This is a genomic window from Martinezella calliandrae (assembly GCF_030272695.1).
GTDB classification, from domain to species: domain Bacteria; phylum Pseudomonadota; class Alphaproteobacteria; order Rhizobiales; family Rhizobiaceae; genus Rhizobium; species Rhizobium calliandrae.
In genome coordinates this window covers 73,023-95,951 of the sequence record NZ_JARFYN010000018.1, presented here as the reverse complement: position 1 = coordinate 95,951, position 22,929 = coordinate 73,023, and the positions used below count along the sequence as shown (strand labels likewise).

The following is a 22,929-nucleotide window of genomic DNA, read 5'->3' as shown; positions in this document are numbered from 1 at the left end:
TCTGCGAAGAGAAGCGGCGTCGCCTGCTTGATCAGATCAAATATCAGCTGCGCGGCAGCATGCCTTCGACGTCGGAAGCGGCGTCATCCAGTGCTTCCTTCGGCGTGGCCGAGCCGTCGACGATGCGCGACAGGTTGTCGACGATCGTCTGGGTGACCTTGACGCCGTTTGCGCCGGGGAAGGCGTACCACGGGATCATCAGCGGCATCTGGTTGAGGCTTGCCTGGAAGAGCGCGTTCTTCTTGTAGAAGTCGCCGAGATAGTCAGCCGATTTGGCGGCAAGCTCGTTATTCGGAACGTAACCGGTGCCGGGCACGACGACCGAAGCGCCGTAGGGGCCGGCGGCGAACTTGGCAAATTTCCAGGCGGCGTCTTCCTTGGCCGGATCGTGCGTCAGGATGACGACGGCGTTGCCGCCGGTCGGCAGGCGACCTTTGGTGGGGTCAATCAGCGGGATCGGGGCGGTGCGCAGGTCGAACTTTGTGCCGACGTTCTTGATCGTGTTGATCAGCGCGCCCGTGGTCTGGAATTCGAAGCCGACCTTACCGGCGGCGAAAGCCTGTTCGCCGGCAGGCTTGGTGAACACCGGCATACCGCCTTCCTTGACCATACGCTCGATCATGTCGACGGCCTTCTGGCCTTCCGGACCGTTGAAGGCGACCTTGGTTTCGTCGTCGCTCAGCATCTTGCCGCCGGCGCCGAAGAGAAGGGCGGAGAACATCCAGTCATCGCCCTGCCAACGGAAATCGATGCCGTCGACGCCGTTGCCGAGCGCCTTGATCTTGCCGCCAAGCGCGATGACTTCATCCCAGGTCTTCGGCGGGTTGTTCGGGTCGCCGCCGGCTGCCTTCACGAGGTCGGCGTTGTAGTACATGATCGGGTTCGACGTGGCGAAAGCAAGGCCAACTTGCTTGCCCTTGACCTGGGCGAGCTTGAGGATGGTGTCGGAGAAGCCCAGGGCCGCCATGTTGCCGTCCTTCTGGACGAGCGGTCCGAGATCGACGGCCACATTGCGCTCCTCCATCATGCGCAGACGGTTGAGGCCGACGAAGGTGACGTCGGGCATTTCATTCGTGCCGGCTTCACGCAGGATGGTCTGGATGCCTTCCTCGTAGGTGGCCGAAGGAGCAGCGAACTGGATCTTGATATCCGGATTTTCTTCCATGAACTTCTTCGAGATCGTGTCCATCACGTCCTTGAAGAAGCCGGGCATTGGATAGTGAACCGTCAAGGTCGTTTCGGCGTAGGCCGGGACCGACACAACCATTGAGATGGCCGTGGCGGCGAGAATCTGGGTGATATGCTTCATCGCTCGTTCTCCTGTTTCGAACCGGTCATCCCTTGAGACCGGTCATGGTGATGCCCTCGACGAAGCGCTTCTGCGCGAAAAGGAATGCGACGACGAGGGGAAGGGTGATAATAAGCGTGGCGGCCATCAGCGCGCCGTAGTCGTCGCCAGCCTCGGCTGCGCGGAAATACATCAGGCCGAGCGGCGGCGTGGCGTAGTCCTGCTTGCTGATGACGATCAGCGGCCAATAAAGGTCGTTCCAATGCGCCACGACCGAGAAGATCGCAAAGGCGGTCACCGCCGGCCAGGCGTTCGGCACGATGACGCGGGCGACGATACCGAGCTCCGACATGCCGTCGAGGCGGGCGGCGTGGATCAGGTCGTCGGGCATGGCGCGAAAGAACTGCAGGAACATGAAGATTGCGAAGACCGAGATCGAGAAGGGCGCCACCAGCGCGGTGTAGCTGTTCAGCAAGGAAAGATTGTTGAAGGCGACATAGAGCGGCAGGGCCGTGGCGTGGATCGGGATCAGCAGGCCGAGCATGATCAGCACCATCATCGTGCGCGCGGCGCGAAACTTCAACTTGGCCATGGCATAGGCGCAGGGGATTGCGATCAGCACCTGAAAGAAGAAGATCAGGCCGCATACGAGGACGCCGTTCCAAAGCAGCGTGCCCATCGGCACCTTGCTCAGCGCATGCGTGATGTTCTCGACGTAGAAGATATGCGTCGGGATCAGCTTCAGGGCGGAGGTGAAGATGTCGTCTTGCGCCTTGCCGGCGGTCGAGATCATGAAGATGTAGGGCGCGACGAAGACGATGGCGCCGAGGACCAGTAGCGAGAGTCGCAGGATGCGGCCGGGTGTGAAGCGAGTGGAGGTCATGTGTAGTGCACCTGCCGGTCGAGAACGCGATACTGCAGAAAGGTCAGCACCACCAGGATGGCAAGAAAGACAGTCGTCATCGCCGAGGCATAGCCGACCTGCAGATAGACGAAACCCTGCTGATAGATGGTGAAAAGAAGGACCTCCGAGGCGTGGTTCGGGCCGCCATCGGTCAGGGTCTTGACGGTATCGAAGACTTTAACGGCGTTGATGATGCTGATCGTCGTAACGAACAGTGTCGTCGGCCCGAGCATCGGCCAGGTGACCAGCCAGAAGCGATCGAGTGCCGATTTCGCGCTGTCCACCTCCGCGGCGGCGTAGAGCTCGCGCGGAATGGCGGTGAGGCCGGCGAGGAATAGCACCATATTGAAGCCGACGGTCTGCCAGACGCCGATGATCGACAGGCTGTAGAGAGCGGTCGCCGAAGAGCCAAGCCAGTTCGGGCGCGGCAGGCCGATTTCAGCCAGCATGGCATTGATCGGGCCGATGGTCGGATGGAAGAGATATTGCCAGACGGTCGCCATGGCGACGATCAGCGAGGCAACGGGCAGGAAATAGGCGGTGCGGAAAAAGCTGCGGCCGGTGCCTTCGCTTTCGATCAGCAGCGCCACACCGAGGCCGAGCACGATCGAGATAGGTGCGACGATGAGGGTATAGATCGTCGTGTTCCACAGGGACTTCTGGAATGTGCGGTCCCGGAGCAGGTGCGCGAAATTCTCGAAAGCGACGAAGCGGAAGCTTTTGTCGCCAAGCTGGAAATCGGTGAAGCCGAGAAAGACGACGGCGACGATCGGCAGGAGAACGAAAAGCACGATCAGGATGATGGCCGGCAGCGCCAGCAGCAGGGCCGTGCGAGCCTCGCTGCGCTCGCGCGCTGCCACCGACTGCATCGGCATGGCCGTGGCGGCGATGCTAGCCATGGGCCTTCTCCCTTGTCGCATCGGCGGCAACAGGCACGGCGCGCAGACGACGGCCGTCTTCGGCAAAGACCATCGCCTGTTCGGCCGCGAGAGTCAGCGCGACGGGCATGCCGGCGGAAAGGCCGGCAACTTCGGCTGGCGCGAGCTTGACGACCATGGTTTCGCCGATGGCGTCCAGCTTGGCGTAGAGAATAACTTCGGAGCCCAGGAACTCCAGGCGTTCGATATGGGCCGCGAGCGCATCCTGGCGGCCCTGGGTGAGGCGCACGAATTCCGGGCGGATGCCGAGCGTGACATTGTTGCCGGTGAGGCTACCGTCCTCCAGCGCCAGCCTGATCCCCCCGAAGGCGACGGTGCCGTTCTCGGCCAATGCCGGCAGGAGGTTGATGCGCGGCTGACCGACAAAGCGGGCAACTTCGATATGGGCCGGATCATCATAGATCGTCTGCGGCGCAGCCAGTTGCAGCAATTGGCCGCCGATCATCACGGCAACCCGGTCGGCCATGGAAAGCGCCTCGGCCTGATCGTGGGTGACATAAACTGTCGGCACGCCAGCTCGGCGATGCAGCTCGACGATTTCGCCGCGGGCGTGGACGCGCAGATTGGCGTCAAGATTGGAGAGCGGTTCGTCCATCAAGAAGACGCTGGGCTGGCGCACCATGGCGCGGGCAAGTGCCACGCGTTGCCGTTGGCCGCCGGACATCTGGCCGGGCTTGCGGTCGAGCAGATGGTCGATCTTCAGCGATGCCGCCATCTCGCGGACATCGCGGAGGATGCCGGTGCGGACGCTCTTCTGGCCGGGGATCACTGCGCCGACGAAGGGCAGGCGTTGCATGCGCGTCAGGCGGCGCATGGCGAGCGGCACGGCGATATTTTCCGATGCCGTCAGATGCGGATAGAGCGCGTAGGACTGGAAGACCATTGCGATGTTGCGGTCAGCCGCCGCTACGCCCGAGATGTCATTGCCAGAAACAAGGATCTCGCCGCTATCGGCGTGATCAAGCCCCGCGAGGATGCGCAGCAGCGTGCTCTTGCCACAGCCGGACGGGCCGACGAGGGCAATGAACTCGCCGGGCTCGACCTCGAGGCTGACGCCCTTCAGGATGTCGTTAGCGCCGAAAGACTTGGTAATGCCGCGAAGCGAGAGCGTGCTCATACGGTCGGCTCCCGCTGAACCTTATGGGCTTCGTGCGGATAGACCTCCTCGACGACATCATCAAGGAAATAGGTCTTCATGCCGGGAACGGCGACGATCTCGGTCGTAACGCCGTCGCCAAGGGTGTGGACGGCGGCGCCGATCAGGCGTTCGCCCGGCATCAGGCGCTCCATTTTGTCGAGGATGAAGGAGGCGGCCGGCGCCCAGACCAAGGCGGTGTTGTCTAACTGTCCCTTCCAGGCCCAATGCAGATGGCCGCTGCCGAAAAGCGCAACGTCGTGGGCTGATATCAGATCGTAGAAGCGGTGGCGCTGCGACGGGCGCACGCTCCAATAGCCGGTGTCGCCTTCATCGGGCTCATCGACGAATAGCGGCTTGTGGGCGAAGAGCGCCACGCGCCGGTCGCCGCGGCTCTCGAGCATGTCTTTCAGCCACTCGAATTGGGCCTTCTCTTCGGCATCCTCGAAGCCCATCAACAGACTGTCGAGGCCGATCAGCCGCCAGTTTTCCAAATCCTCCGCCCAATAGTCCGGGCCGACCAGCCGACGCCAGCGCTGCAGTCGTTCAGCATTGACGGGTTGAAGAGAGCCCGGCAGATGGCCAACATCATGATTGCCGGGTACGATCAGCATCGGCACGGAAATCTGCCGCATCAGGTCCATGGAAAAGGCGATATCCTCATCCTTGTCGGCGCCGTCGATGCTGAGATCGCCGGTATGAACGACGAGATCGGCACCGCTCGCTTCGATCCATTGGGCCAGGGGCTCCCAATTGCCGTTGAAATGCGGCTTGCTCGGGCTGAAATGCGTGTCGGTGATCTGGATGATCTTCAAGGCGCTTCTCCGAAAATCTTAAAATGAGAGCGCTTGTGAAGGGAATTTCCTTCAAAACCGGCGCTTCTCGCCGCTCTGTTTAGAAGGCCCTGATGTCAGTTAGGTAACGGGTCTTTTCACCTGTTTTTCAGTTTTGTCACATCATCGTCAAATGGCGCCAGTGCCTGTCATATGCCGAATTGAAACACTATACGCAGGTGGGGCAGGTGCTATAGATCGTTGCCGAAAGGGAACAGAAATGTCAGACGAACAAAGCCGTATCACCGCACTCGAAGAGCAGGTGGCCCATCAGGCCAAGACGATCGAAGAACTGTCCGATCAGGTGGCGGAGCAGTGGAAGGTGATCGATGAGACACGGCAGAAGCTGGTCCGGCTGTCCGAGCGCTTCCTGACCCTGGAGGAACAGTCCCTGGACGCGCCAGCCATCACCAAGCCGCCGCATTATTGAGCGGCTCTATCGGTAGAGTTGGGCCGGGCTCATTGTTGAGACCAAAGCGATTGCGCTCTGCCGGCTCGGACATGCGAACCCTGAGAAATCGATGATTATGCAGCCCACCTTTCGCCAACCCGTTCCCGGCGACGCAGCCTGTTGTTTCAAAATCGAGACCTCTGCCTATGAAGGCGATGAGGCAGCGACGTTGGAAAAGATCGCAACGCGCATTGCGGAGTGCCCGGAAGGCTTTCTGATCCTTGAGGCGGAGGGGCGGTGTGTCGGTTTCATCAACAGCGGGTGCGCAATTAACGTCGTGATGTCTGACGAGGAATTCAAGGAACTGATTGGACACGATCGGGCTGCGCGCCAAATGTCGTCATCATGTCGGTCGTCGTTGATCCCGCTGAGCAAGGCAAAGGCTACTCCAAACTCCTGATGAACGAGTTCATCCGTCGAATGACCGAGATGGGAAAGAAGACAATCCATCTTATGTGCAGGGATAACCACATCCCGCTCGACGAGAAAATGGGATATCGCTACACGAAGCCATCCGCGTCCGATCACGGCGGGAAAGTGTGGCACGAGATGATAATGGATCTCTGAGCGCTGATGACCGCCTGGGGCGGAAAGCCGAGGATCGTTGGGTCGCGACCTAGATCAACAAGCCCTGGCCGCCGTCGACATAGATCGGCGTACCTGTGATGTGTCGCGAGCGCTCGGAGGCGAGGAACAAAACGGTTTCGGCGATGTCGTCCGCGCTGCAGGGTAGGCCGTCGCTCAAGGGAATATTGCCTTTCGGCCAGACGACGGGAATGGCGGCTTCTTCCTGGTTGCGCTTGACGGTACTTTCGGAAATGTTGGTAACGACTCCGCCGGGGCAGATGGCGTTGATGCGGATACGGTATCTGGCAAGTTCGAGGGCAAGATGCTGTACGACAGCGACCTGCGCCGCCTTTGTGGCGCTGTAGGCGGTCGCGCCGGCATTGGTGAAGGTGCGTGTGCCGTTGATCGACGAGATGACGACGATGGAGCCGGCGCCTTGCGTTTTCAGATGCGGCACGGCGTAGTGCAGCGTCAGATAAGTGCCGCGCAGATTGACGGCGATGGTCCGGTCCCATTCCGCAGGCTTTAGATCGTCGATCGGCGCCCAGACGCCGTTGATGCCAGCATTGGCAAGCACGATGTCGAGCCTGCCGAATTGCGCAATCAGGGTGTTCACGGCGATTTCCATGGCAACTTCCTCGGCGACATCGGCAATCAGTCCCACCGTCTTGCTGCCGGCAGCGGTAAGCGCCGTTACGGTGTCGTTGACCTCATGCGCGTCGTGACCGAGAACGCCGATGGCCGCGCCTTCCGCGGCCAGTCGAAAGGCCGATGCTCGACCGATGCCCGATGTTGCGCCGGTAACCAATGCGACTTTTCCCGATAGCTCCATTCCATTCTCCCCTGCCTGCTGCCGGTGGCAAACCCGTCGGCGCGGCGATCGTTGCCAAGTTCTAATAGGTTTGCCGCCGATACCGGCTGCGGTGCATCATCACGTTTCGGTGTTTCACAGCCTGTGTGTAACAAAAAGACCTATCCTCCCGTATCCCCTGGTGACGAGAAATTTTATAATCGCTGCCAGGAGGTGATGATCATGAACGGTGCATCGAAAGATTTGATCCGCAGGACACTGTCGAGCGTTGCCCGTCCCGCCGCCTTTGCCGCCGGCGCGATCTTGCTTGCCGGCGTCGCACTGCAATTCGCCGGCCGTGCCTCGGCCGAAGACGCCCGAGTCATTCCGGCGCCGACCGTAGACGAAAAGCCGGGCGCCGGTAACGCGGAAACCACCGTTCTCGCGGGCGGTTGCTTCTGGGGCGTCCAGGGCGTGTTCCAGCATGTCAACGGCGTCATCAGCGCCACGTCGGGCTATACCGGCGGAAACAAGGACGCGGCTCATTACGAAATGGTGAGCACCGGCGATACGGGGCATGCCGAATCCGTGCGCATCGTCTTCGATCCGCACAAGATCAGCTACGGGCATCTCCTGCAGATCTACTTCTCCGTCGCCCATAATCCGACGGAGCTCAACTATCAGGGGCCGGATAGCGGCACGCAGTATCGTTCGGCGATCTTCCCGACCAACGCCGAACAGGCCACCGTCGCCAAGGCCTATATCGACCAGCTCAATCACGCCAAGGTTTTCGATGCGGTTATTGTGACCAAGATCGAGCCGGCACGACAATTCTATGCCGCCGAGGACTATCACCAGGACTTCCTGACGACGCATCCCAATTACCCCTACATCGTCATCAACGACCTGCCGAAGATCAAAAATCTGCAGCGCATTTTTCCGAGGGACTATCGCGTCGATCCGGTTCTGGTCGAAGCAAGCGCCTCGGCGAAGTAGCGCCGTTCAGCCTGCTTGAGCTGCTGGTGATGCTGGCCAAACACGGCAGCTTTGCAGGAAATGCTCGTTACTCTTTCGATGCCTGGTGTATTGCTCCATTCTCCAGGCATCAATTCGAGTGCTCTTCGTCATGATCGTCCGCGACCGGCCAGGTCTATTCCAGCTTTTCTTCATCGTTCGCGGTTCGATTATCCGCCGGATACTGCCGCAGATCATAGTGATCTTCCTGCTGTCGGCGCTGATCGTCTGGGGCCATCAGGAGCGACCGAACGTCATCCTCTCGTTCAGCGGCTCGCCGTTCGCGCTGCTCGGCATCGCTCTGTCCATCTTTCTCGGCTTTCGCAACAATGCGTGCTACGACCGCTGGTGGGAGGGACGGCGCAATTGGGGCCAGCTTGTCTATACAGCTCGCGGCTTCGCTCGTCAGACGTTGATATTGGAGGCGACAGGAGAGGCCGGTCGTGCGGCGCGACGGAACTTGCTAAATTTGACCATGGCCTTCTCGCAGGCGCTGGTTTGCGATCTGCGAGGGGGCGGAGACGTCAGCAAGGTTTTGCGTCATCTGACGCCGAGCGAAGTCGAGTTCTATCGCACGGCTCAAAATCGGCCGGATCTCCTTCTGCGCCTGATGTCGGCGCATCTCGCACAGCTCAAGGCTGCAGGTGACATTTCGGATATCCAATATCAGATGCTCGACGTCAGCATCGGCCAAATGGGGGCAGCGCACGCAGCCTGCGAACGCCTCCGCAATACGCCGCTGCCCTTCGGCTATACGCTGCTCTTGCATCGCACGGCCTATATCTTCTGCTTTCTGTTGCCCTTCGGTTTTGTGGATACACTCGGCTGGGGCTCGCCTTTTGTGGCGGCCCTCGTGGCCTATACCTTCTTCGGCCTCGACGCGCTGGGGGACGAGTTGGAGGATCCGTTCAGCAGCCACCCGAATGCGCTAGCGATCGGTGCTCTTGCCGATACCATCGAAATCAATCTGCGCGAAGCGCTTGGCGAAACCGATCTGCCGCCGCTGCCGCAACCGAAAGATTTCGTGCTGATGTAAGCAATCGGCAAAAAATCGCCGGTCCATGGAATAAGGTCGCCTCAGCTTCCGTATATTGAGGTATGGAACGCAAAGGACGCACATTCGATGTTTTGGGGCAGCTCGGCTCGCTGAGACGTTATGCCCGTTCGCTCGTCCGCAATACAGATGAGGCGGAAGACCTGGTGCATGACGCGCTGGTCAAGGCCTATGAACGGAGGTCGTCGTTCCGACGCGGCGCGAACCTGCGCACCTGGCTGCTCTCGATCCTCCACAACGCCCATATCGACCGGCTGCGACAGGCGCGCTCGCTCAATCGGCGCCATGAAGAGGCCGCCGCGGAATTCGATCGGTCGCTGCCGGCTTCGCAGGATCATGCCGTGCGCCTGAAACAGGTGCGCGATGCCTTCTTCAATCTGCCGGAAGAGCAGCGCGAGGCGCTGCATCTCGTGGCGATCGAGGATCTTTCCTATCAAGAGGCAGCGTCCGCGCTCGGCATTCCTGTCGGGACGCTGATGTCGCGCATCGCCCGCGCCCGCGCCAGCCTGAGGACTTTCGAGGACGCATCGCGCGCGGGCTCGCATCTTCGGCTTATCGATGGAGGAGGCAATGAAAACAACTGATCCCGTCATCGACGCCGATCTCGACGCCTATGTCGATGGTGAACTGACTGTCGCGCGCCGTGTCGAGGTGGAATCCTACCTTTCGGAACACCCGGCGATCGCCGCCAAGGTCATGGCCGATATGAGCATCCGCGGCGAGCTGCGCATGGCGCTGGCCGGCGAAGGACTGGCGGCGAAGGCGGAGACCCGCGAGGCCGCACGGCGACTGGAGCGCGGTCTGGCTTATGGCTGGGTTCTGAACTCGCTCCAGCGGGTTGCCGCCGTCGCCATGTTGATGGCGGCCGGCTGGGTCGCGCACACATCCTTCGGCGCCTTTAGCGCGAGCGAAGTCAATGCATCCGTTCCGGCGCCTGCTTTCGTCGACGACGCGGTGCGGGCCTACCGGGCAACGGCTGTTCGCGAAGCGATGAAATCGCAGCCGGCGCATGCGGCCTACAATGCGGACGAGATCCGCGCATCGACGGCAATCGTCCTGCCGACATTGCCGCAAGGCTGGCACGTCACCGACGCGCAGATTTATCCGTCCGACTTCGGCCCGAGCGTTGAATTGACGGTCAATGCCGGCGAGGGCGGGCAATTGTCCCTGTTTGCCGTCCGCCCAGGCAATTTCGCTGTCCAGAAGGTCAGTCATGTCAAGCGCGACGACGTCCAGGCTGCCTATTGGCAGATCGGCGAGGTTGCCTACGCACTCATCGGCGACGGCAGGGCGGCCGACCTTGATGGCAAGGCCGAAAAGCTCGCCCGTACCTTGTATTAGTTTGAATTAAAGGAGAACGACTATGAACCCGACCAATTCCCGATACGGCTATGGAGCCGCCAGCGGCTCGCGGGCGCTCTTCGACGAAGGTCTGCGCAAACATATGCTGCGCGTCTATAACTACATGGGCATCGGACTTGTGCTGACCGGCATTGTTGCGCTGATCGTCGGCACGACGCCGGCCCTTTATGTGCCGATCTTCCAGACGCCGCTGAAGTGGGTCGTCATGCTTGCGCCGATCGCCTTCGTGCTGTTCTTCTCGTTCCGCATCCAATCGATGTCGGCGAGCGCCGCGCAGACGATGTTCTGGGCTTTCTGCGCCGTCATGGGCCTGTCGCTCGCTTCGATTTTCCTGGTGTTCACAGGCACCAGCATCGCGCGGACCTTCTTCATCGCCGCGACCATGTTCGGCGCGACCAGCCTGTACGGCTACACGACAAAGCGTGACCTTTCCAACATCGGCTCGTTCCTCATGATGGGCCTGTTCGGTGTGATCATCGCCGGCGTCGTGAATATTTTCCTGGCTTCGAGCGCGCTGCAGTTCGCAATCTCGATCATCGGCATCGTCGTCTTCGTAGGACTGACCGCCTGGGATACGCAGAACATCAAGGAACAATATGCTGAGAACTACGACCAGGAGTCGTCGCAGAAGCTGGCCGTCTTCGGCGCCCTGTCGCTCTACCTGAACTTCGTCAACATCTTCCAGCTCCTGCTAAATTTCACCGGCGAGCGGGAGTAACCCCGATAAAAGATTGCGTCCCATTGGAGTTAGTAGGAACGCATGACGCGCCTGCGGTATCTGCGCCGATACCGCAGGCGCAACCTTTTTGAGATTAGGAGCGAGCGCGTTCGTCCAGCCTGTCGCGCAGTATGCTCCATGGGAGCAGCATGTTCGGCGCATGTTTCAGCAGGCCGTGAAATGGGATCGGCGCCGGTGTCGCGAAGGGGATCGGCAGATCGTCGGGCTTTGTGCCAGCAGCCCAATCGGCCAGCACCGGCCCCATGGCTGTCGTCATGGCGATGCCCCGGCCGTTGCAGGCAAAACCAGCGACAAGGCCTAGGCCGAGATCTACCAGATGCGGCAGGAAATCCGGCTCAACGGCGGCGATGCCGGACCAGTTATAGGCAAGCGGCGGAATATCCTCGAGATTCAGATGACGGGCGAGGCGACGGTGGATGGCACGGGGTACCCGCTCTTCCGCGCCGGGGCCGATGATATGCATGCCGCCGGTAATCAGCCGGTTTTCGGAATCGAAGCGGAAGGTAAAGAGATTGCGCCGCGTGTCCGACACGCATTGGCTGCCCGGCAATAAGCGTTGTCGTGCCGAAGCTGCCAGCGGCTCCGTCGCGATCTGGAAGACTTTGAGTGGGAAATAGGTGCGCGCCAGCGTCGGATTGAGGTGGCCGACATAGGCATTGGTGGCAATCAGGACTTTGCCAGCGCGGACTTTTCCGCCTGTGGTCACGAGCATGAAGCCGTCACCTTCATGCTGGATCGAAGCAACGGGAGAGTGTTCGAAGATGCGCGCGCCGGCTGCTTCGGCGGCCGCGGCAAGACCATGCGCATAGGAAACCGGGTTCAGCACCCCGCCGGACTTGTCCATCCAGCCGCCGAAATAACCATCCGCGCCCGTAGTATCTCGAACCGCCTGCCAATCGAGGATCACGGCCGGACGTCCGCGGCTTGCCCATTGTTCGGCGCGAGATTTGACCTTCTCGAACGCGGCTGGCGAATGGGCTGGCTGAATCCAGCCGCTTTGCAATGCATCGCAATCGATACCGTGGCGCCTGATCAGATCGAAGACAAGGTCGGCGCTGCCGGCCGCCATTTGGATCAGTCGCTCACCACCCTGGGGGCCGAGATGGGCGATGATGTCGTCCGGGTCCATCTTGGCGAAATTCGGCACCACGAAACCGGCATTGCGGCCGGTCGCTCCCCAGGCAACGATCTCGGCCTCGAGCACAACGACCGAAAGCCCCTTTTCTGCGGCATGCAATGCCGTCGAGAGGCCGGAAAAGCCACCGCCGATAATGGCGAGATCGGCATCGAAATCGGTTTCCAGCGGCGGTCTCGTTTTGCGGTTGCGGCTGGTGGCGTGCCACAGGGAGATCGGGGGATGGTCAGGCAAGTTTGCCAACGAGGAAGCTATGTGCATGGCCCCTCACTCCAGCCCTCTCCTCGCCAATGCGGGGAGAGGGGGCGCTGCTGTGTGGATGTGGCTATTTCACTTCGTCGTCCCCTCGCCCCGCGTTGCGGGGAGAGGGCTAGGGTGAGGGGCTGGTCGCGGGATTGCCGCAACGTCACACTCGTCTGACAAGAACCATGCCTCATGGCGTCGCACCGCTTTTATCGGCAATAACATTTTGTTTCCGTTTGCCAAAGCGCGGGCGGCGGGGCATGTCGCCGAGGAGGCCATTAGGGCGGACGAGTAGAATGACGCAGAGCATCACGCCGATGGCGACGATCTGCAGCGATGCGGCTCGGGCCTGTTGTTCCGGCGTGAAAAGCACGCTGGTCAGGGCGCCGGAGCCGGCCCAGATCGCCCAGACGAGGATGCTGCCGACGACCGCACCCTTGTTGCTGCCGGAGCCGCCGACGATCAGCATCACCCAGACCTGAAAGGTCAGCGTCGGCACGTAATTGTCGGGGGCAATGAAGCCAATGAAGTGCGCCTGTACGGCGCCCGCCAGCCCCATGATCGCTCCGCCGACTGCGAAGGCCTGCACGCGGTAGAAACGTGCGCTCTTGCCAAGCGAAATGGCGGCGCGTTCGTCTTCGCGTAGCGCTTTCAGAACACGTCCCCAGGGACTGCGCGACAGATGTTCGAGGGCGAGGAAGACAATCAGCGTCACCATGGCGGCGACTGCAAGATTGGAGAGATTAAACAGCAACGGCGTCTCAGCCAGGGCGGCGAAGGGGCGTGGAATGAAGCCGACGCCAAAGGGACCGCCGGTCAAGCCCTGCGCATTCAGCGCCACGAGCTGAACGACCACGGCGACGCCGAAGGTAGTGATGGCGAGGTAGTCAGACTTCAGTCTGAGTGTGGCGATGCCAGTGACAGCGGCGGCGGCGGCGGCGACCACCATGGCTGCGAGCCAGCCGATGAGGATCGGCATGTCGAAACCACCGAAGCGACCGACCGTGTCCGGCGTCGTCAGCAGTGCCGACGTATAGGCGCCGATCGCGACGAAGCCGGCGAGACCGACGTTGAAGAGGCCGGTCAGGCCCCATTGCAGGTTCAGCCCGAGGGTGATCAGCGAGAAGATCAGCGCCGAGGTCAGGAAAAATGCGCCGTAGCCGACAAGATCCATCATCGTTCCTTCACTCCAAAGAGGCCGATCGGCCGGACGAACAGCACCGCCATCAGGATGATGAAGGACACAGCGGCACGCCATTCCGCGCCGATCAATTGCACCGCGCCGGCTTCCGCCAGACCGATGATCAGTCCGCCGAGAACGGCGCCGGGCATGCTGCCGATGCCGCCGAGGATGGCGGCGGCGAACATCGGCAGCAGCATATCGAAGCCCATCAGCGGGCGTATCTGCACGAGAATGCCGATCATGACACCGGCGACACAAGCGAGCGCCCCGCCGACAAGCCAGGTGACGCGCACGACCTTGGCGACATCGATGCCGACGATGCGCGCGAGGGCCGGGTTCTGGCTCAGCGCCTGCATCGAGCGGCCGGTCTGCGTTCGCGTGATCAGAAGATGCACGCCGAGAACGAGGATCGCCGTCAGCAGCAGCAGCACGATCTGATCGGGGGTGATGCGGATACCGAAACCAATGGGCATGGCGATCTGTATGGCGCGGCTGAAATAGGTCGGCCGTGAGGTGAAGAGAAATTCCAAGAGACTGCGCAGCGCCATGGAGGCGCCGAAGCTCGCCATGACAACTATGATCGCCTGGCCCTTGGCCCGCAGGCGCGCGAAGAGAACCATGTCGAGGAGCAACGCCAGCAAGCCGGTCAACCCCATGGCGATGACGACCGCCACGATCAGCGGCCAGCCGAAGGAGAGCGGGCCGATCGGGGCGATTTTGCCGAACATGGCACCAATGGCGCTGACGACGGCAAGCGTCGCATAGGTGCCCCAGGCCATAAAGTCGCCATGGGCGAAGTTGGAGAAGCGCAGGATCGAGTAGGTGAGCGTTACGCCGATGGCGCCAAGACCGATCATCGAGCCGGTTAGCAAGCCATCGATTATGAATTGCAGGCTCATGCCGCGCCTCCCGACTTGGTGTGAGATGGGCGCTGGCCGAGATAGAGTTCGGCGACGACGGGGTCGTTCCAGAGTTCGGAGGCGACACCCTCATGCCGGTCCTTGCCCTCGACTAGCACATAGGCGCGGTCGCCGATCGCAAGCGCTGCCTTGGCATTCTGCTCGACCAGCAAGATGGTGACGCCTCCTTTGCGAATCTCGGTCAGCATCTCGAAAACCAAGGATACGAATTTCGGCGACAGGCCCGCGGACGGTTCGTCCAGCACCAGCACCTTCGGATGGACGATCAGGGCGCGAGCGACCGCCAGCATCTGGCGCTGACCACCCGACAGATTGCCGGCTGCAATACGGCGATGGCGGGCGAGATCGGGGAAGGTCGCATACATCTCCTCGATGCGGCCGGGAATCTCTCGCGGCTTTAAGATGCCGCCGGCTACTTTCAGATTGTCCTCGACCGACATCAGCGGGAAGACATTTTCCGTCTGCGGCACGAAGGCGAGGCCGAGACGGACCATGGTATGGGCGGGCGCAGCGGTAATGTCCTTGCCATCGAGCAAGACCGTGCCGCCGGTGACCGGCACGAGGCCGGCGATCGCCTTGATGAAACTCGATTTGCCGGCGCCGTTCGGACCGAGGACGACGACAATCTCGCCTTGATGGACAGTGATCGATGCGCCTCGGACGATCGGCACGCCGGGCTCGTAGCCGGCGACGAGGTCGCGGACAAGGAGGGCGGTTTCGCTCATGCCGCACCCCCGAGATAGGCTTCGATGACCCTTGAATCGCGTGCGACTTCGTCGGCCGTGCCTTCGCAGAGCAATTGACCAGCTGCCATAACGAGAACGCGATGGCAGAGGCGGGTCACCATGTCGATATTGTGCTCGATCAGCAGGAAGGTAATGCCGTGGGCATTGATGTCCCGGATGCGGTCGATGATGACTTCGAGCAGAGTGGCGTTAACGCCCGCTGCCGGCTCGTCGAGCAGAATAATGGCGGGATCGGCCATCATGACGCGGGCAAGCTCCAACAGCTTGCGCTGGCCGCCGGAGAGTACGCGAGCGGGCTCGTGCGCCAGCCGCGTCAGGTTGACGAGCTCCAGCAACTCCGCCGCCTTGTCGCGCGCGGCTTTCTCCTCGGCCTTGACGCGCCAGGGTTTTAGGAAGTTTGCCAACAACCCTTCGCCGGCCTGGGACTGCGCGGCCAGCATGACATTGTCGAGCAGCGTCAGATTGGGAAAGGGGCGTGGGATCTGAAAGGTGCGGCCGAGACCACGGCCGATGCGGCGGTGCGCTGCTTCGCCGGACACTGCTATGCCGTTCAGCACGATCTCGCCGCTGCTCGGCTGAACGCTGCCGGCGAGCAGATCGAACATGGTCGTCTTACCGGCTCCGTTCGGGCCGATCAGACCGAGGATTTCACCGCGGCGGACATCGAAGGACACGTCATTGACCGCGGTGACGCCGCCGAAGCGTCGCACCACGTTTTTCGCCGTTAAAACGGGTGGATGGGTGTCCTCTTCCCGCCGTTCGCTCAGTGCACTCATGGATCCCTCTGGCCGAAAACGGTCGTTGCCGCCTTCTGATTTTTGATTTGTGATCACACTTGTAATGATCACGCTAATCGGCTTTAATCGTCTCTGCAAGCCAAAAGCGGGGAGGACATGCAAAAGACCGCCGTCGTGAAAAGCAACGACCACATTGCCGCTCAGCTCGCGCCCGTCGGCCGCGAGACCGTGCAGGATCGCGTCTATCTCGAGCTACGCCGGGCACTGATCGGCGGCCTCTTCGAGCCGAGCCAGGTGCTCACTATTCGCGGACTTGCCGATGCACTGATGACCAGCACCATGCCAGTGCGTGAAGCGCTGGGCCGGCTCATCACCGAAAAGGCGCTGGAAGCGCTGCCGAACCGCTCCGTCCGCGTTCCGCCGATCACACTTGAGCGCATGGACGATCTCTTGCGTGCCCGCATCCTGATCGAGGGCGAGGCGATCGCGCTTGCGGCGACGCGGATGAGCCCGCGCCAAGTCTCCGTCATCGAGAGCATGCTCAGCGAGTGGGACGAAATGCGGGCGCTGAAGCTTAAGAAGGACGTCGACCGCGAGGTCACGCTCAATCAGAGCTTTCATTTCGAAATCTACCGCGCTTGCGGCTCGGCCGTACTTATCCCGATGATCGAAAGCCTGTGGCTGCAATCCGGCCCCTGCATCCGCGTAGCGATCTATGCCTTCTCCGAGGCCGGCGAGGTCGATACGGCGCATTTCCATCGCAGGATCGTGGGGGCGCTTGCGGTGCAGGATGCCGCGGCTGCCCGCGAAGCGCTGATCGCCGACATCAGCCGGCCTTTCAATTTCCTCCGCAACAAGCTGCAATCCGAAGCGGCAAGCAAAGGTACGTCATGAGCACGCGCGCCCTCCGCATTACCGAGCCCGGCTCCGCACTTTCCGTCACCGCCGTGCTGCTCGACGGCAAGGCGCCCGACAATGTAGAGTTCCTCTGGACCTATCTGGCCGAGCCGCGCATTGTGCCCGGTATCCATGCCATGTGGACGGGGCCGGAAATCTCCTGTCCGATCCCGCCGGATCATCTCGTCGGCCAGGAATGGGCAAACCCCTTGCCGGCGGAAAACGCGACGTTGACGCCCCAGCCAGGCGATATCGTGCTGAGCTATGTGCCGGCGCGTGTCTGGGGCGGCAGCCCCAACCCGATCTTCGATATCGGCCTGTTCTATGGGCAAGGCGCGCGATTGCTGTTCCCGATCGGCTGGCTGCCGGGCAGCGTCGTTGCGCAGGTGCGGCCCGAAGAGCGCGAGCATTTCGCGGCCGCTTGCGGTGAAATTCGCCGCAACGGCGCCTGCGACGTGACACTCGCGCGCATTACGGAGGTCTGAGATGAGCGCGGCAGACGATTCCTTCGAGCTGTTCGACCTGCGTGTCGAAGCCGTCATTCCCGAGGGCAAGCCGATCTATTGCGGCGCCAAAAAGGGTGATTATTTCGAACTCAAGGGCGAAATGTTGTCGCTGCCGCCGGGGCAGGGTTTCTCCATCTATTCCATTTCCGCCGTATTGCCGTTGCTCGCGGCCAAGCAGCGGCCCACTCATAAGAACGACTGGATGACATCGGACGCCGAGATCGCTTGTCCGGACCCGAACTGTGCGAGCCGCCTCAGGATCGTCAGGACAGGCAAGCGGCGCTTCAGCCATGCGGAGACGACGGCAGTGCCGTTGCCCGAGGAGAACAAATAGATGAATGCCAAGACCTTCGAACTCAGCCCTGGTTATTCGATCTCGCGCGTTATTCGCGGCGGCTGGCAATTGGCCGGGGGCCATGGGTCAATCGACCGCGTGCAGGCCGTAACCGACCTCATCGCCGCCTTCGACGCGGGCATCATCACCTACGACTGCGCCGATATCTATACCGGCGTCGAAGAGCTGATCGGCGCCGCCCGACTGAGGCTTGCCAAGGAGCGTGGGCTCGACGTCGCGGCCAAGATGAAGGTGCACACCAAGCTGGTGCCCGATCTCGAAGTGCTGTCGCGCATCAGCCGCGATTATATTAGAGGCATCGTCGAGCAATCGCTGCGGCGGCTGAAGGCCGAGCGGCTGGACCTCGTGCAGTTTCACTGGTGGGATTATACGTTGCCGGGTTATCTCGATGCGCTCGGCTGGCTGGACGAGATGCGGCGGGAAGGTAAGGTCCGCAATGTCGGCACGACGAACTTCGATACGCCGCACATTGCCGAAATCTTGAAAGCCGGCATTCCCCTGGTCAGCCAGCAACTGCAATATTCCGTACTTGACCAAAGGCCTGCGAACAGCCTGACAGCACTCTCGGCCGATAACAATGTCCGCTTTCTCTGCTACGGCTCCGTCGCGGGTGGGTTCCTCAGCGACAAATGGCTCGGGCAGCCGGAGCCGGAGATGCCGCTCGAAAACCGCTCGCTGATCAAATACAAGTTGATCATCGACGATTTCGGCGGTTGGGAACTGTTCCAGTCGCTGCTTCGGGCATTGAAGGCCGTCAGCAACCGCCATGGCGTCGACATCGCCACCATCGCCAGCGCCTGGGTGTTGGAGCAGCCGCAGGTGGCTGCCGTCATCGTCGGCGCCCGCAATCGGGCGCATGCGCTCGCCAATGCGAAGATCATGGATATTGCGCTCACAGCAGAGGATCGGTCTCAGATTGCCGCGATCATCGCGCAGAGCAACGGCCCACTCGGCGACGTCTATGCGCTGGAGCGCGACCGCACCGGGCGGCATGGCTCAATCATGCACTACAATCTGAACGCGGGGAAAAAATGAGCACGAGTCCATCGCTCTTCGAGCGCGCCAAGGCTGAAATCATCGACCTGCATCGCTATTTCGCCGACTGGTACAACGCAACGGACCACAACCAAACGGATTTCAGCCGGTTCGAAAAAGTCCTCGGCGAGGGCTTCCGCATCGTCACGCCCGACGACGGCCGTATTATCGAACGCGATTCCATCATCAACCATGTCCGGGCAAACCGTGGCTGCTTTCACGGTGAATTCGTGATCGAGATCGACGATGTGAGGCCTGGCTGGGAGGCCGCCGGCATCATCGTTGTGACCTATGTCGAGGCGCAATTTCGAGCTGGCGCCTGGACCCGGCGGCGGTCAAGCGCGCTTTTTACCGAGAGTTCATCGATGCCGAACGGCGTCGAATGGCGGCATCTGCATGAAACCTGGCTGCAGGCGCCGGAGACGAAACAGGCTCAACCACCGAAATAGAAGTCGTGTACCTAACAAGGGGAACAAAGATGAAAAAGACGATATTTCAAATCACCACCGCTCTGGCGCTCCTTGCCGCGGCGGGCGTTGCCAACGCTGCAGACTGCAAGATCACGGTCGGGCTGGTCATGGAGCTAACGGGGCCCGCCGGCGAATATGGTCAGGCGGGCGCGAAATCGGTCGAAATGGCCTTCCGCGACATCAACGCCGCCGGCGGCGTGCGCGGCTGCGATCTGGTGACCGATACACGTGACAGCCAGAGCCAGGGCAATGTCGCCGTCGACGCCGCGACCCAACTCGTGCAGGTGAAGAAGGTACCTGTCATTATCGGCGGCATCATCTCGTCGGTCTCGATTCCGATACTGACTTCGGTCACCGCACCGGCCAAGATCGTCCAGGTGTCACCGGCCTCGTCCTCGCCGACGTTGACGGCGCTCGGCCGTGACGGCAAGACCAACGGCATCTTCTTCCGCACCATCACCTCGGATGCGCTGCAGGGCGTAGCTGCTGCAAAATACGCGATCGACAAAGGCCTCAAGAAGCTGGCGGTCATTCACGTCAACAACGACTTCGGCGTCAACATGGTGAAGGAGTTTTCTCGTGCCTATAAAGCGCTCGGCGGCACTATCGTGTCCGACACGCCATATAACGAAAAGCAGTCGAGCTACGCCTCAGAAGTCACCGCCGCCATGGCGGGCAATCCGGACGGCCTTTATCTCGTCAGTACGCCGGTCGATGGTGCAACCATCGCCCGCACCTGGATTTCGCAGGGTGGCGTACAGAAATTCCTGCTTAACGACGGCATGAACAGCCCGGATTTCATCGACTCGGTCGGCGCCGACTACCTCAAGGATGCCTATGGCACGTCCTCCGGCACCAGCCCGACCGCTTCGACTGACTATTTCATGAAGAACTACAAGGATTTCTCGGGTATCGAACCGTCCAATCCGGCGGCGGATCGTTCCTATGATGCCGGTGCCATCGTCGGCCTCGCCATCGCGATTGCCGGGTCGGACGATCCGGCCAAGATCAAGGATGCGATGTACAAGGCAGTCGATCCACAAGGCACGCCGATCTACGCCGGCAAAGACGAATTTGCCAAGGCGCTTGGCTTGATCAAGGACGGCAAGCCGATCCGTTATGAAGGGGTCATCGGCCCGGTCGCCTTCGACAAATATGGCGACATCACCGGCCCGTTCCGTCTCTGGAAGATCGCCGACGGCAAGGTGACGACGGACGGCGAAATGTCGATCGATGATGTCAACAAGCTGCAGGCGCAGTTGAATAAATAGGCCTGCAATTCTCTTTCGTTTCCATGGGACGCCCGGTAACCCGCTCGGTTGCCGGGCGCTTTTGTACATGCCCGATTGAGTCGGAAATTTAGATCGTTCCAATTATCAACAGCAATAATTCTGGAAATCGAGATCTGGGCATAACGCCTATATGGCCAGCGAAATGCGGGGAAAACTGGACATTAGCGGCTGCTTTTAGCCTGCTGTCACTATACTTTCGAATTTGCCTATTGACAAAATTTGGAACGTTCCAAATAATCTCTTCCAATAGCGGGTGGAGACCCTGGAGGAGATTTATGAGCAAGGGACGTGTCACGGTCATCGATATTGCGCATGCCGCCGATGTGTCCAAGTCGACCGTGTCGCTCGTTTTGCAGGGCAGCCCGCTGGTCAATGAGGCGACGCGGGCCAAGGTCAATGCGGTGATCCGCGAGCTCGGATACGTCTACAATCGCGGCGCCGCCAACCTTCGGCAGGCGAAGTCGAAAATCGTCGGCATCGTGGTCAACGATCTCACCAATAGCTTCTTTGCCGAGCTCGCCGTCGGCGTCGACATGGTCGTGCAGTCGGCTGGCTATGTGCAGTTCCTGTCCAATACCGGCGAGAGTATAGACCGGCAACGTGAGGTTGTTGCCTCGATGCGCGAGCACGGCATTTCCGGCCTAATCGTCTCGCCGGCGCGCGGCACGGATGCGGCTGACTTCAAGCCGCTCACCAATGCCGGCATTCCGGTGGTGATTGTCGTGCGCAATATTCCCGGCGCAAAGGTGTCGTCGCTGGTGTCCGACAATTTTGCCGGCGCGTCGGCGGCGGTCGAGCATCTGGTCGGTCTCGGCCATCGCCGTATCTCTTTCATGGGCGGTTTTGCCAACACCGCCGTTTTTGCCGAACGGCTCGGCGGCTACCGCGATGCGCTGGCCAAGGCGGGGATCACTTTTGACGACGAGCTCGTCGTTGCAACCGCGCCGTCGCGGGCCGGCGGCGTCGAGGCAGTCGGCCGTGCCATGCTGCTTGCCGATAAGCCGACGGCGGCGGTGTGTTTCAACGATGCGGTCGCCTTCGGCGTCTGCGACGGCCTGAGGGCGCGGCGGCTGGAGCCCGGCGTTGATTTCGCAGTGGTCGGTTTCGACGACGTGATCGAGGCCGAGAGCGCGGTGCCGGCGCTGACGACGATTTCCGTCGATCCGCAGGGCATGGGTCGGCGGGCGGCGCAATTGCTCCTGAAGCAAATCAATTCCGGCAAGGTGGAGGCGGAGGCGATCGTCAGCGCTGTGAGGTTGGTAGTGCGCCAGAGTTCCGGATTAGCGCTGGACACAACGGCAAGGAGGGCCGTGTCATGACAAGCGGAGGTGTAAAATGGGGCCTGATCGGCGCTAGCACGATCGCCCATGAATGGATGATCAACGCCATTCGTGCAACCGGCGGCGACGTCGTCTCGGTCATGAGCAGGGACGTGGAGCGCGGCCGCGCCTATGCGGCAGAGAACGGTATTGCCCGATCGGTGACGGATATCGCGGATCTCGTCAGCGACCCGGATGTCGATGCCGTCTACATCTCGACGACCAACGAATTGCATCGCGACCAGACTTTGGCGGCGGTGAAGGCCGGCAAGCATGTGCTTTGCGAAAAGCCGCTGGCGCTGACGCTGGAAGACGCGCGGCTCATGGTGCAGGCTGCGAAGGGCGCCGGTGTGGTCATGGGCACCAACCATCACCTGCGCAATGCCGCAAGCCACCGCGCGATGCGCGAGGCAATCGCAGCCGGTCGTATCGGCAAGCCGCTCAGCGCCCGTGTTTTCCATGCCGTCTATTTGCCGCCGCATTTGCAGGGCTGGCGCCTGGACAAACCGCAAGCAGGCGGGGGTGTCATTCTCGATATCACTGTTCATGATGCCGATACGCTGCGCTTCGTGTTGAATGACGATCCGGTGGAAGCGATCGCCCTCGGCCAGCACGGCGGCATGAGCAAGGCCGGACTTGAGGATGCGGTGATGGGCGCCTTGCGGTTCAAATCGGGTGTCATCGCGCAGTTTCACGACGGCTTCACCACGAAATATGCGGAGACCGGCTTCGAGGTGCATGGCACGGATGGATCGCTGATCGGCCGCAATGTCATGACGCAACAGCCTATCGGTCATGTCTTCCTGCGCAACAGGGATGGAGAGACGGAGCTGCCGCTCCATCACCGAAATCTCTATGAGACGGCGCTTGCCGCCTTTCATGCCGCGATCGAGGGCCGGGGAAAACCGTCAGCCACCGGCGAAGACGGCGTATGGTCGTTGGCGGCGGGTCTTGCCGTGGTCAAATCGGCCGCAACCGGCGAAGCCGCCAAGATTGATCCAGGACTTTGAGCGTCG

26 protein-coding genes are annotated in these 22,929 nt (G+C 61.2%); 15 read left to right on the top strand and 11 right to left on the bottom strand.

All coding sequences use genetic code 11. The features are described 5' to 3' along the window. Positions 1 to 43: 43 nt before the first annotated feature. Genes PY650_RS16170 through PY650_RS16150 form a run of 5 tightly spaced genes read right to left on the bottom strand, consistent with a single transcriptional unit; the run spans position 44 to position 5,080 of the window. The gene (locus PY650_RS16170) at positions 44 to 1,309 is read right to left on the bottom strand and encodes an ABC transporter substrate-binding protein (protein WP_285880399.1); all 1,266 of its coding nucleotides are present in this window, start codon (positions 1,307 to 1,309) and stop codon (positions 44 to 46) included. Positions 1,310 to 1,334: 25 nt separating this feature from the next. Next, positions 1,335 to 2,171: a carbohydrate ABC transporter permease gene (locus PY650_RS16165; protein ID WP_285880398.1), complete on the bottom strand. Its 837-nt coding sequence runs from the start codon at positions 2,169 to 2,171 to the stop codon at positions 1,335 to 1,337. After that, a complete protein-coding gene (locus tag PY650_RS16160) occupies positions 2,168 to 3,091 on the bottom strand; it encodes a carbohydrate ABC transporter permease (protein ID WP_432761538.1) in 924 nt (307 codons plus the stop codon). The genes PY650_RS16165 and PY650_RS16160 overlap by 4 nt, the downstream gene beginning before the upstream one ends. Continuing rightward, positions 3,084 to 4,247: an ABC transporter ATP-binding protein gene (locus PY650_RS16155; protein ID WP_285880397.1), complete on the bottom strand. Its 1,164-nt coding sequence runs from the start codon at positions 4,245 to 4,247 to the stop codon at positions 3,084 to 3,086. The genes PY650_RS16160 and PY650_RS16155 overlap by 8 nt, the downstream gene beginning before the upstream one ends. Continuing rightward, positions 4,244 to 5,080: a metallophosphoesterase family protein gene (locus tag PY650_RS16150; protein WP_285880395.1), complete on the bottom strand. Its 837-nt coding sequence runs from the start codon at positions 5,078 to 5,080 to the stop codon at positions 4,244 to 4,246. The genes PY650_RS16155 and PY650_RS16150 overlap by 4 nt, the downstream gene beginning before the upstream one ends. Positions 5,081 to 5,318: 238 nt before the next feature. Between PY650_RS16150 and PY650_RS16145 the strand changes: the two genes are divergently transcribed. Then, the gene (locus PY650_RS16145) at positions 5,319 to 5,528 is read left to right on the top strand and encodes a SlyX family protein (protein ID WP_285880394.1); all 210 of its coding nucleotides are present in this window, start codon (positions 5,319 to 5,321) and stop codon (positions 5,526 to 5,528) included. A gap of 366 nt (positions 5,529 to 5,894) precedes the next feature. After that, on the top strand, positions 5,895 to 6,116 hold the full coding sequence (locus PY650_RS16140; protein WP_285880393.1) for a GNAT family N-acetyltransferase: 222 nt from the start codon (positions 5,895 to 5,897) through the stop codon (positions 6,114 to 6,116). 49 nt (positions 6,117 to 6,165) lie between these two features. Here PY650_RS16140 and PY650_RS16135 read toward each other — a convergent pair whose 3' ends face one another. After that, positions 6,166 to 6,948, bottom strand: a complete 783-nt coding sequence (locus PY650_RS16135; protein ID WP_285880392.1) for an SDR family oxidoreductase — start codon at positions 6,946 to 6,948, stop codon at positions 6,166 to 6,168. Between the two features lie 201 nt (positions 6,949 to 7,149). Here PY650_RS16135 and msrA point away from each other — a divergent pair, with 201 nt between their 5' ends. The 5 genes from msrA (at position 7,150) to PY650_RS16110 (ending at position 11,054) form a co-directional block, all read left to right on the top strand. Then, complete coding sequence (gene msrA / locus PY650_RS16130) at positions 7,150 to 7,902, top strand: peptide-methionine (S)-S-oxide reductase MsrA (RefSeq protein ID WP_285880391.1); 753 nt, start codon at positions 7,150 to 7,152, stop codon at positions 7,900 to 7,902. Positions 7,903 to 8,032: 130 nt separating this feature from the next. Further along, the gene (locus tag PY650_RS16125; RefSeq protein ID WP_285880417.1) at positions 8,033 to 8,956 is read left to right on the top strand and encodes a bestrophin family protein; all 924 of its coding nucleotides are present in this window, start codon (positions 8,033 to 8,035) and stop codon (positions 8,954 to 8,956) included. 62 nt (positions 8,957 to 9,018) lie between these two features. Next, on the top strand, positions 9,019 to 9,558 hold the full coding sequence (locus PY650_RS16120) for a sigma-70 family RNA polymerase sigma factor (protein WP_285880390.1): 540 nt from the start codon (positions 9,019 to 9,021) through the stop codon (positions 9,556 to 9,558). Continuing rightward, positions 9,545 to 10,315, top strand: a complete 771-nt coding sequence (locus PY650_RS16115) for an anti-sigma factor family protein (RefSeq protein ID WP_285880389.1) — start codon at positions 9,545 to 9,547, stop codon at positions 10,313 to 10,315. Before PY650_RS16120 ends, PY650_RS16115 begins: the two co-directional genes overlap by 14 nt. Positions 10,316 to 10,337: 22 nt before the next feature. Continuing rightward, positions 10,338 to 11,054, top strand: coding sequence for a Bax inhibitor-1/YccA family protein (locus PY650_RS16110; RefSeq protein WP_285880388.1), 717 nt, complete (start codon positions 10,338 to 10,340; stop codon positions 11,052 to 11,054). A 94-nt stretch (positions 11,055 to 11,148) separates the two neighbouring features. Here the strand turns inward: PY650_RS16110 and PY650_RS16105 are convergent, their stop codons facing one another. The 5 genes from PY650_RS16105 to PY650_RS16085 all read right to left on the bottom strand — a co-directional run bounded on the left by PY650_RS16105 (position 11,149) and on the right by PY650_RS16085 (position 16,078). Next, positions 11,149 to 12,471, bottom strand: coding sequence for an NAD(P)/FAD-dependent oxidoreductase (locus tag PY650_RS16105; protein WP_285880386.1), 1,323 nt, complete (start codon positions 12,469 to 12,471; stop codon positions 11,149 to 11,151). A 172-nt stretch (positions 12,472 to 12,643) separates the two neighbouring features. Continuing rightward, a complete protein-coding gene (locus PY650_RS16100; protein WP_285880385.1) occupies positions 12,644 to 13,630 on the bottom strand; it encodes a branched-chain amino acid ABC transporter permease in 987 nt (328 codons plus the stop codon). Beyond that, positions 13,627 to 14,535 (bottom strand): branched-chain amino acid ABC transporter permease, encoded by a 909-nt coding sequence (locus PY650_RS16095; protein ID WP_285880384.1) that lies wholly within the window; start codon positions 14,533 to 14,535, stop codon positions 13,627 to 13,629. The genes PY650_RS16100 and PY650_RS16095 overlap by 4 nt, the downstream gene beginning before the upstream one ends. Continuing rightward, the gene (locus PY650_RS16090) at positions 14,532 to 15,281 is read right to left on the bottom strand and encodes an ABC transporter ATP-binding protein (RefSeq protein WP_285880383.1); all 750 of its coding nucleotides are present in this window, start codon (positions 15,279 to 15,281) and stop codon (positions 14,532 to 14,534) included. The genes PY650_RS16095 and PY650_RS16090 overlap by 4 nt, the downstream gene beginning before the upstream one ends. Beyond that, a complete protein-coding gene (locus PY650_RS16085; RefSeq protein ID WP_285880382.1) occupies positions 15,278 to 16,078 on the bottom strand; it encodes an ABC transporter ATP-binding protein in 801 nt (266 codons plus the stop codon). The genes PY650_RS16090 and PY650_RS16085 overlap by 4 nt, the downstream gene beginning before the upstream one ends. 117 nt (positions 16,079 to 16,195) lie before the next feature. Here PY650_RS16085 and PY650_RS16080 point away from each other — a divergent pair, with 117 nt between their 5' ends. The 8 genes from PY650_RS16080 to PY650_RS16045 all read left to right on the top strand — a co-directional run bounded on the left by PY650_RS16080 (position 16,196) and on the right by PY650_RS16045 (position 22,923). Continuing rightward, a complete protein-coding gene (locus PY650_RS16080) occupies positions 16,196 to 16,933 on the top strand; it encodes a GntR family transcriptional regulator (protein ID WP_285880381.1) in 738 nt (245 codons plus the stop codon). Then, positions 16,930 to 17,421 (top strand): DUF3830 family protein, encoded by a 492-nt coding sequence (locus tag PY650_RS16075; protein WP_285880380.1) that lies wholly within the window; start codon positions 16,930 to 16,932, stop codon positions 17,419 to 17,421. Before PY650_RS16080 ends, PY650_RS16075 begins: the two co-directional genes overlap by 4 nt. 1 nt (position 17,422) lies before the next feature. After that, the gene (locus PY650_RS16070; protein ID WP_285880379.1) at positions 17,423 to 17,776 is read left to right on the top strand and encodes a TIGR04076 family protein; all 354 of its coding nucleotides are present in this window, start codon (positions 17,423 to 17,425) and stop codon (positions 17,774 to 17,776) included. Next, a complete protein-coding gene (locus tag PY650_RS16065) occupies positions 17,777 to 18,832 on the top strand; it encodes an aldo/keto reductase (protein ID WP_285880378.1) in 1,056 nt (351 codons plus the stop codon). It abuts the gene before it with no gap. Next, positions 18,829 to 19,281, top strand: coding sequence for a hypothetical protein (locus tag PY650_RS16060; protein WP_285880377.1), 453 nt, complete (start codon positions 18,829 to 18,831; stop codon positions 19,279 to 19,281). Before PY650_RS16065 ends, PY650_RS16060 begins: the two co-directional genes overlap by 4 nt. A gap of 29 nt (positions 19,282 to 19,310) precedes the next feature. Then, positions 19,311 to 20,573 (top strand): ABC transporter substrate-binding protein, encoded by a 1,263-nt coding sequence (locus PY650_RS16055; RefSeq protein ID WP_285880376.1) that lies wholly within the window; start codon positions 19,311 to 19,313, stop codon positions 20,571 to 20,573. A gap of 296 nt (positions 20,574 to 20,869) precedes the next feature. Then, positions 20,870 to 21,913: a LacI family DNA-binding transcriptional regulator gene (locus PY650_RS16050; protein WP_285880375.1), complete on the top strand. Its 1,044-nt coding sequence runs from the start codon at positions 20,870 to 20,872 to the stop codon at positions 21,911 to 21,913. Beyond that, positions 21,910 to 22,923: a Gfo/Idh/MocA family protein gene (locus PY650_RS16045; protein WP_285880374.1), complete on the top strand. Its 1,014-nt coding sequence runs from the start codon at positions 21,910 to 21,912 to the stop codon at positions 22,921 to 22,923. Before PY650_RS16050 ends, PY650_RS16045 begins: the two co-directional genes overlap by 4 nt. Positions 22,924 to 22,929: the final 6 nt, after the last annotated feature.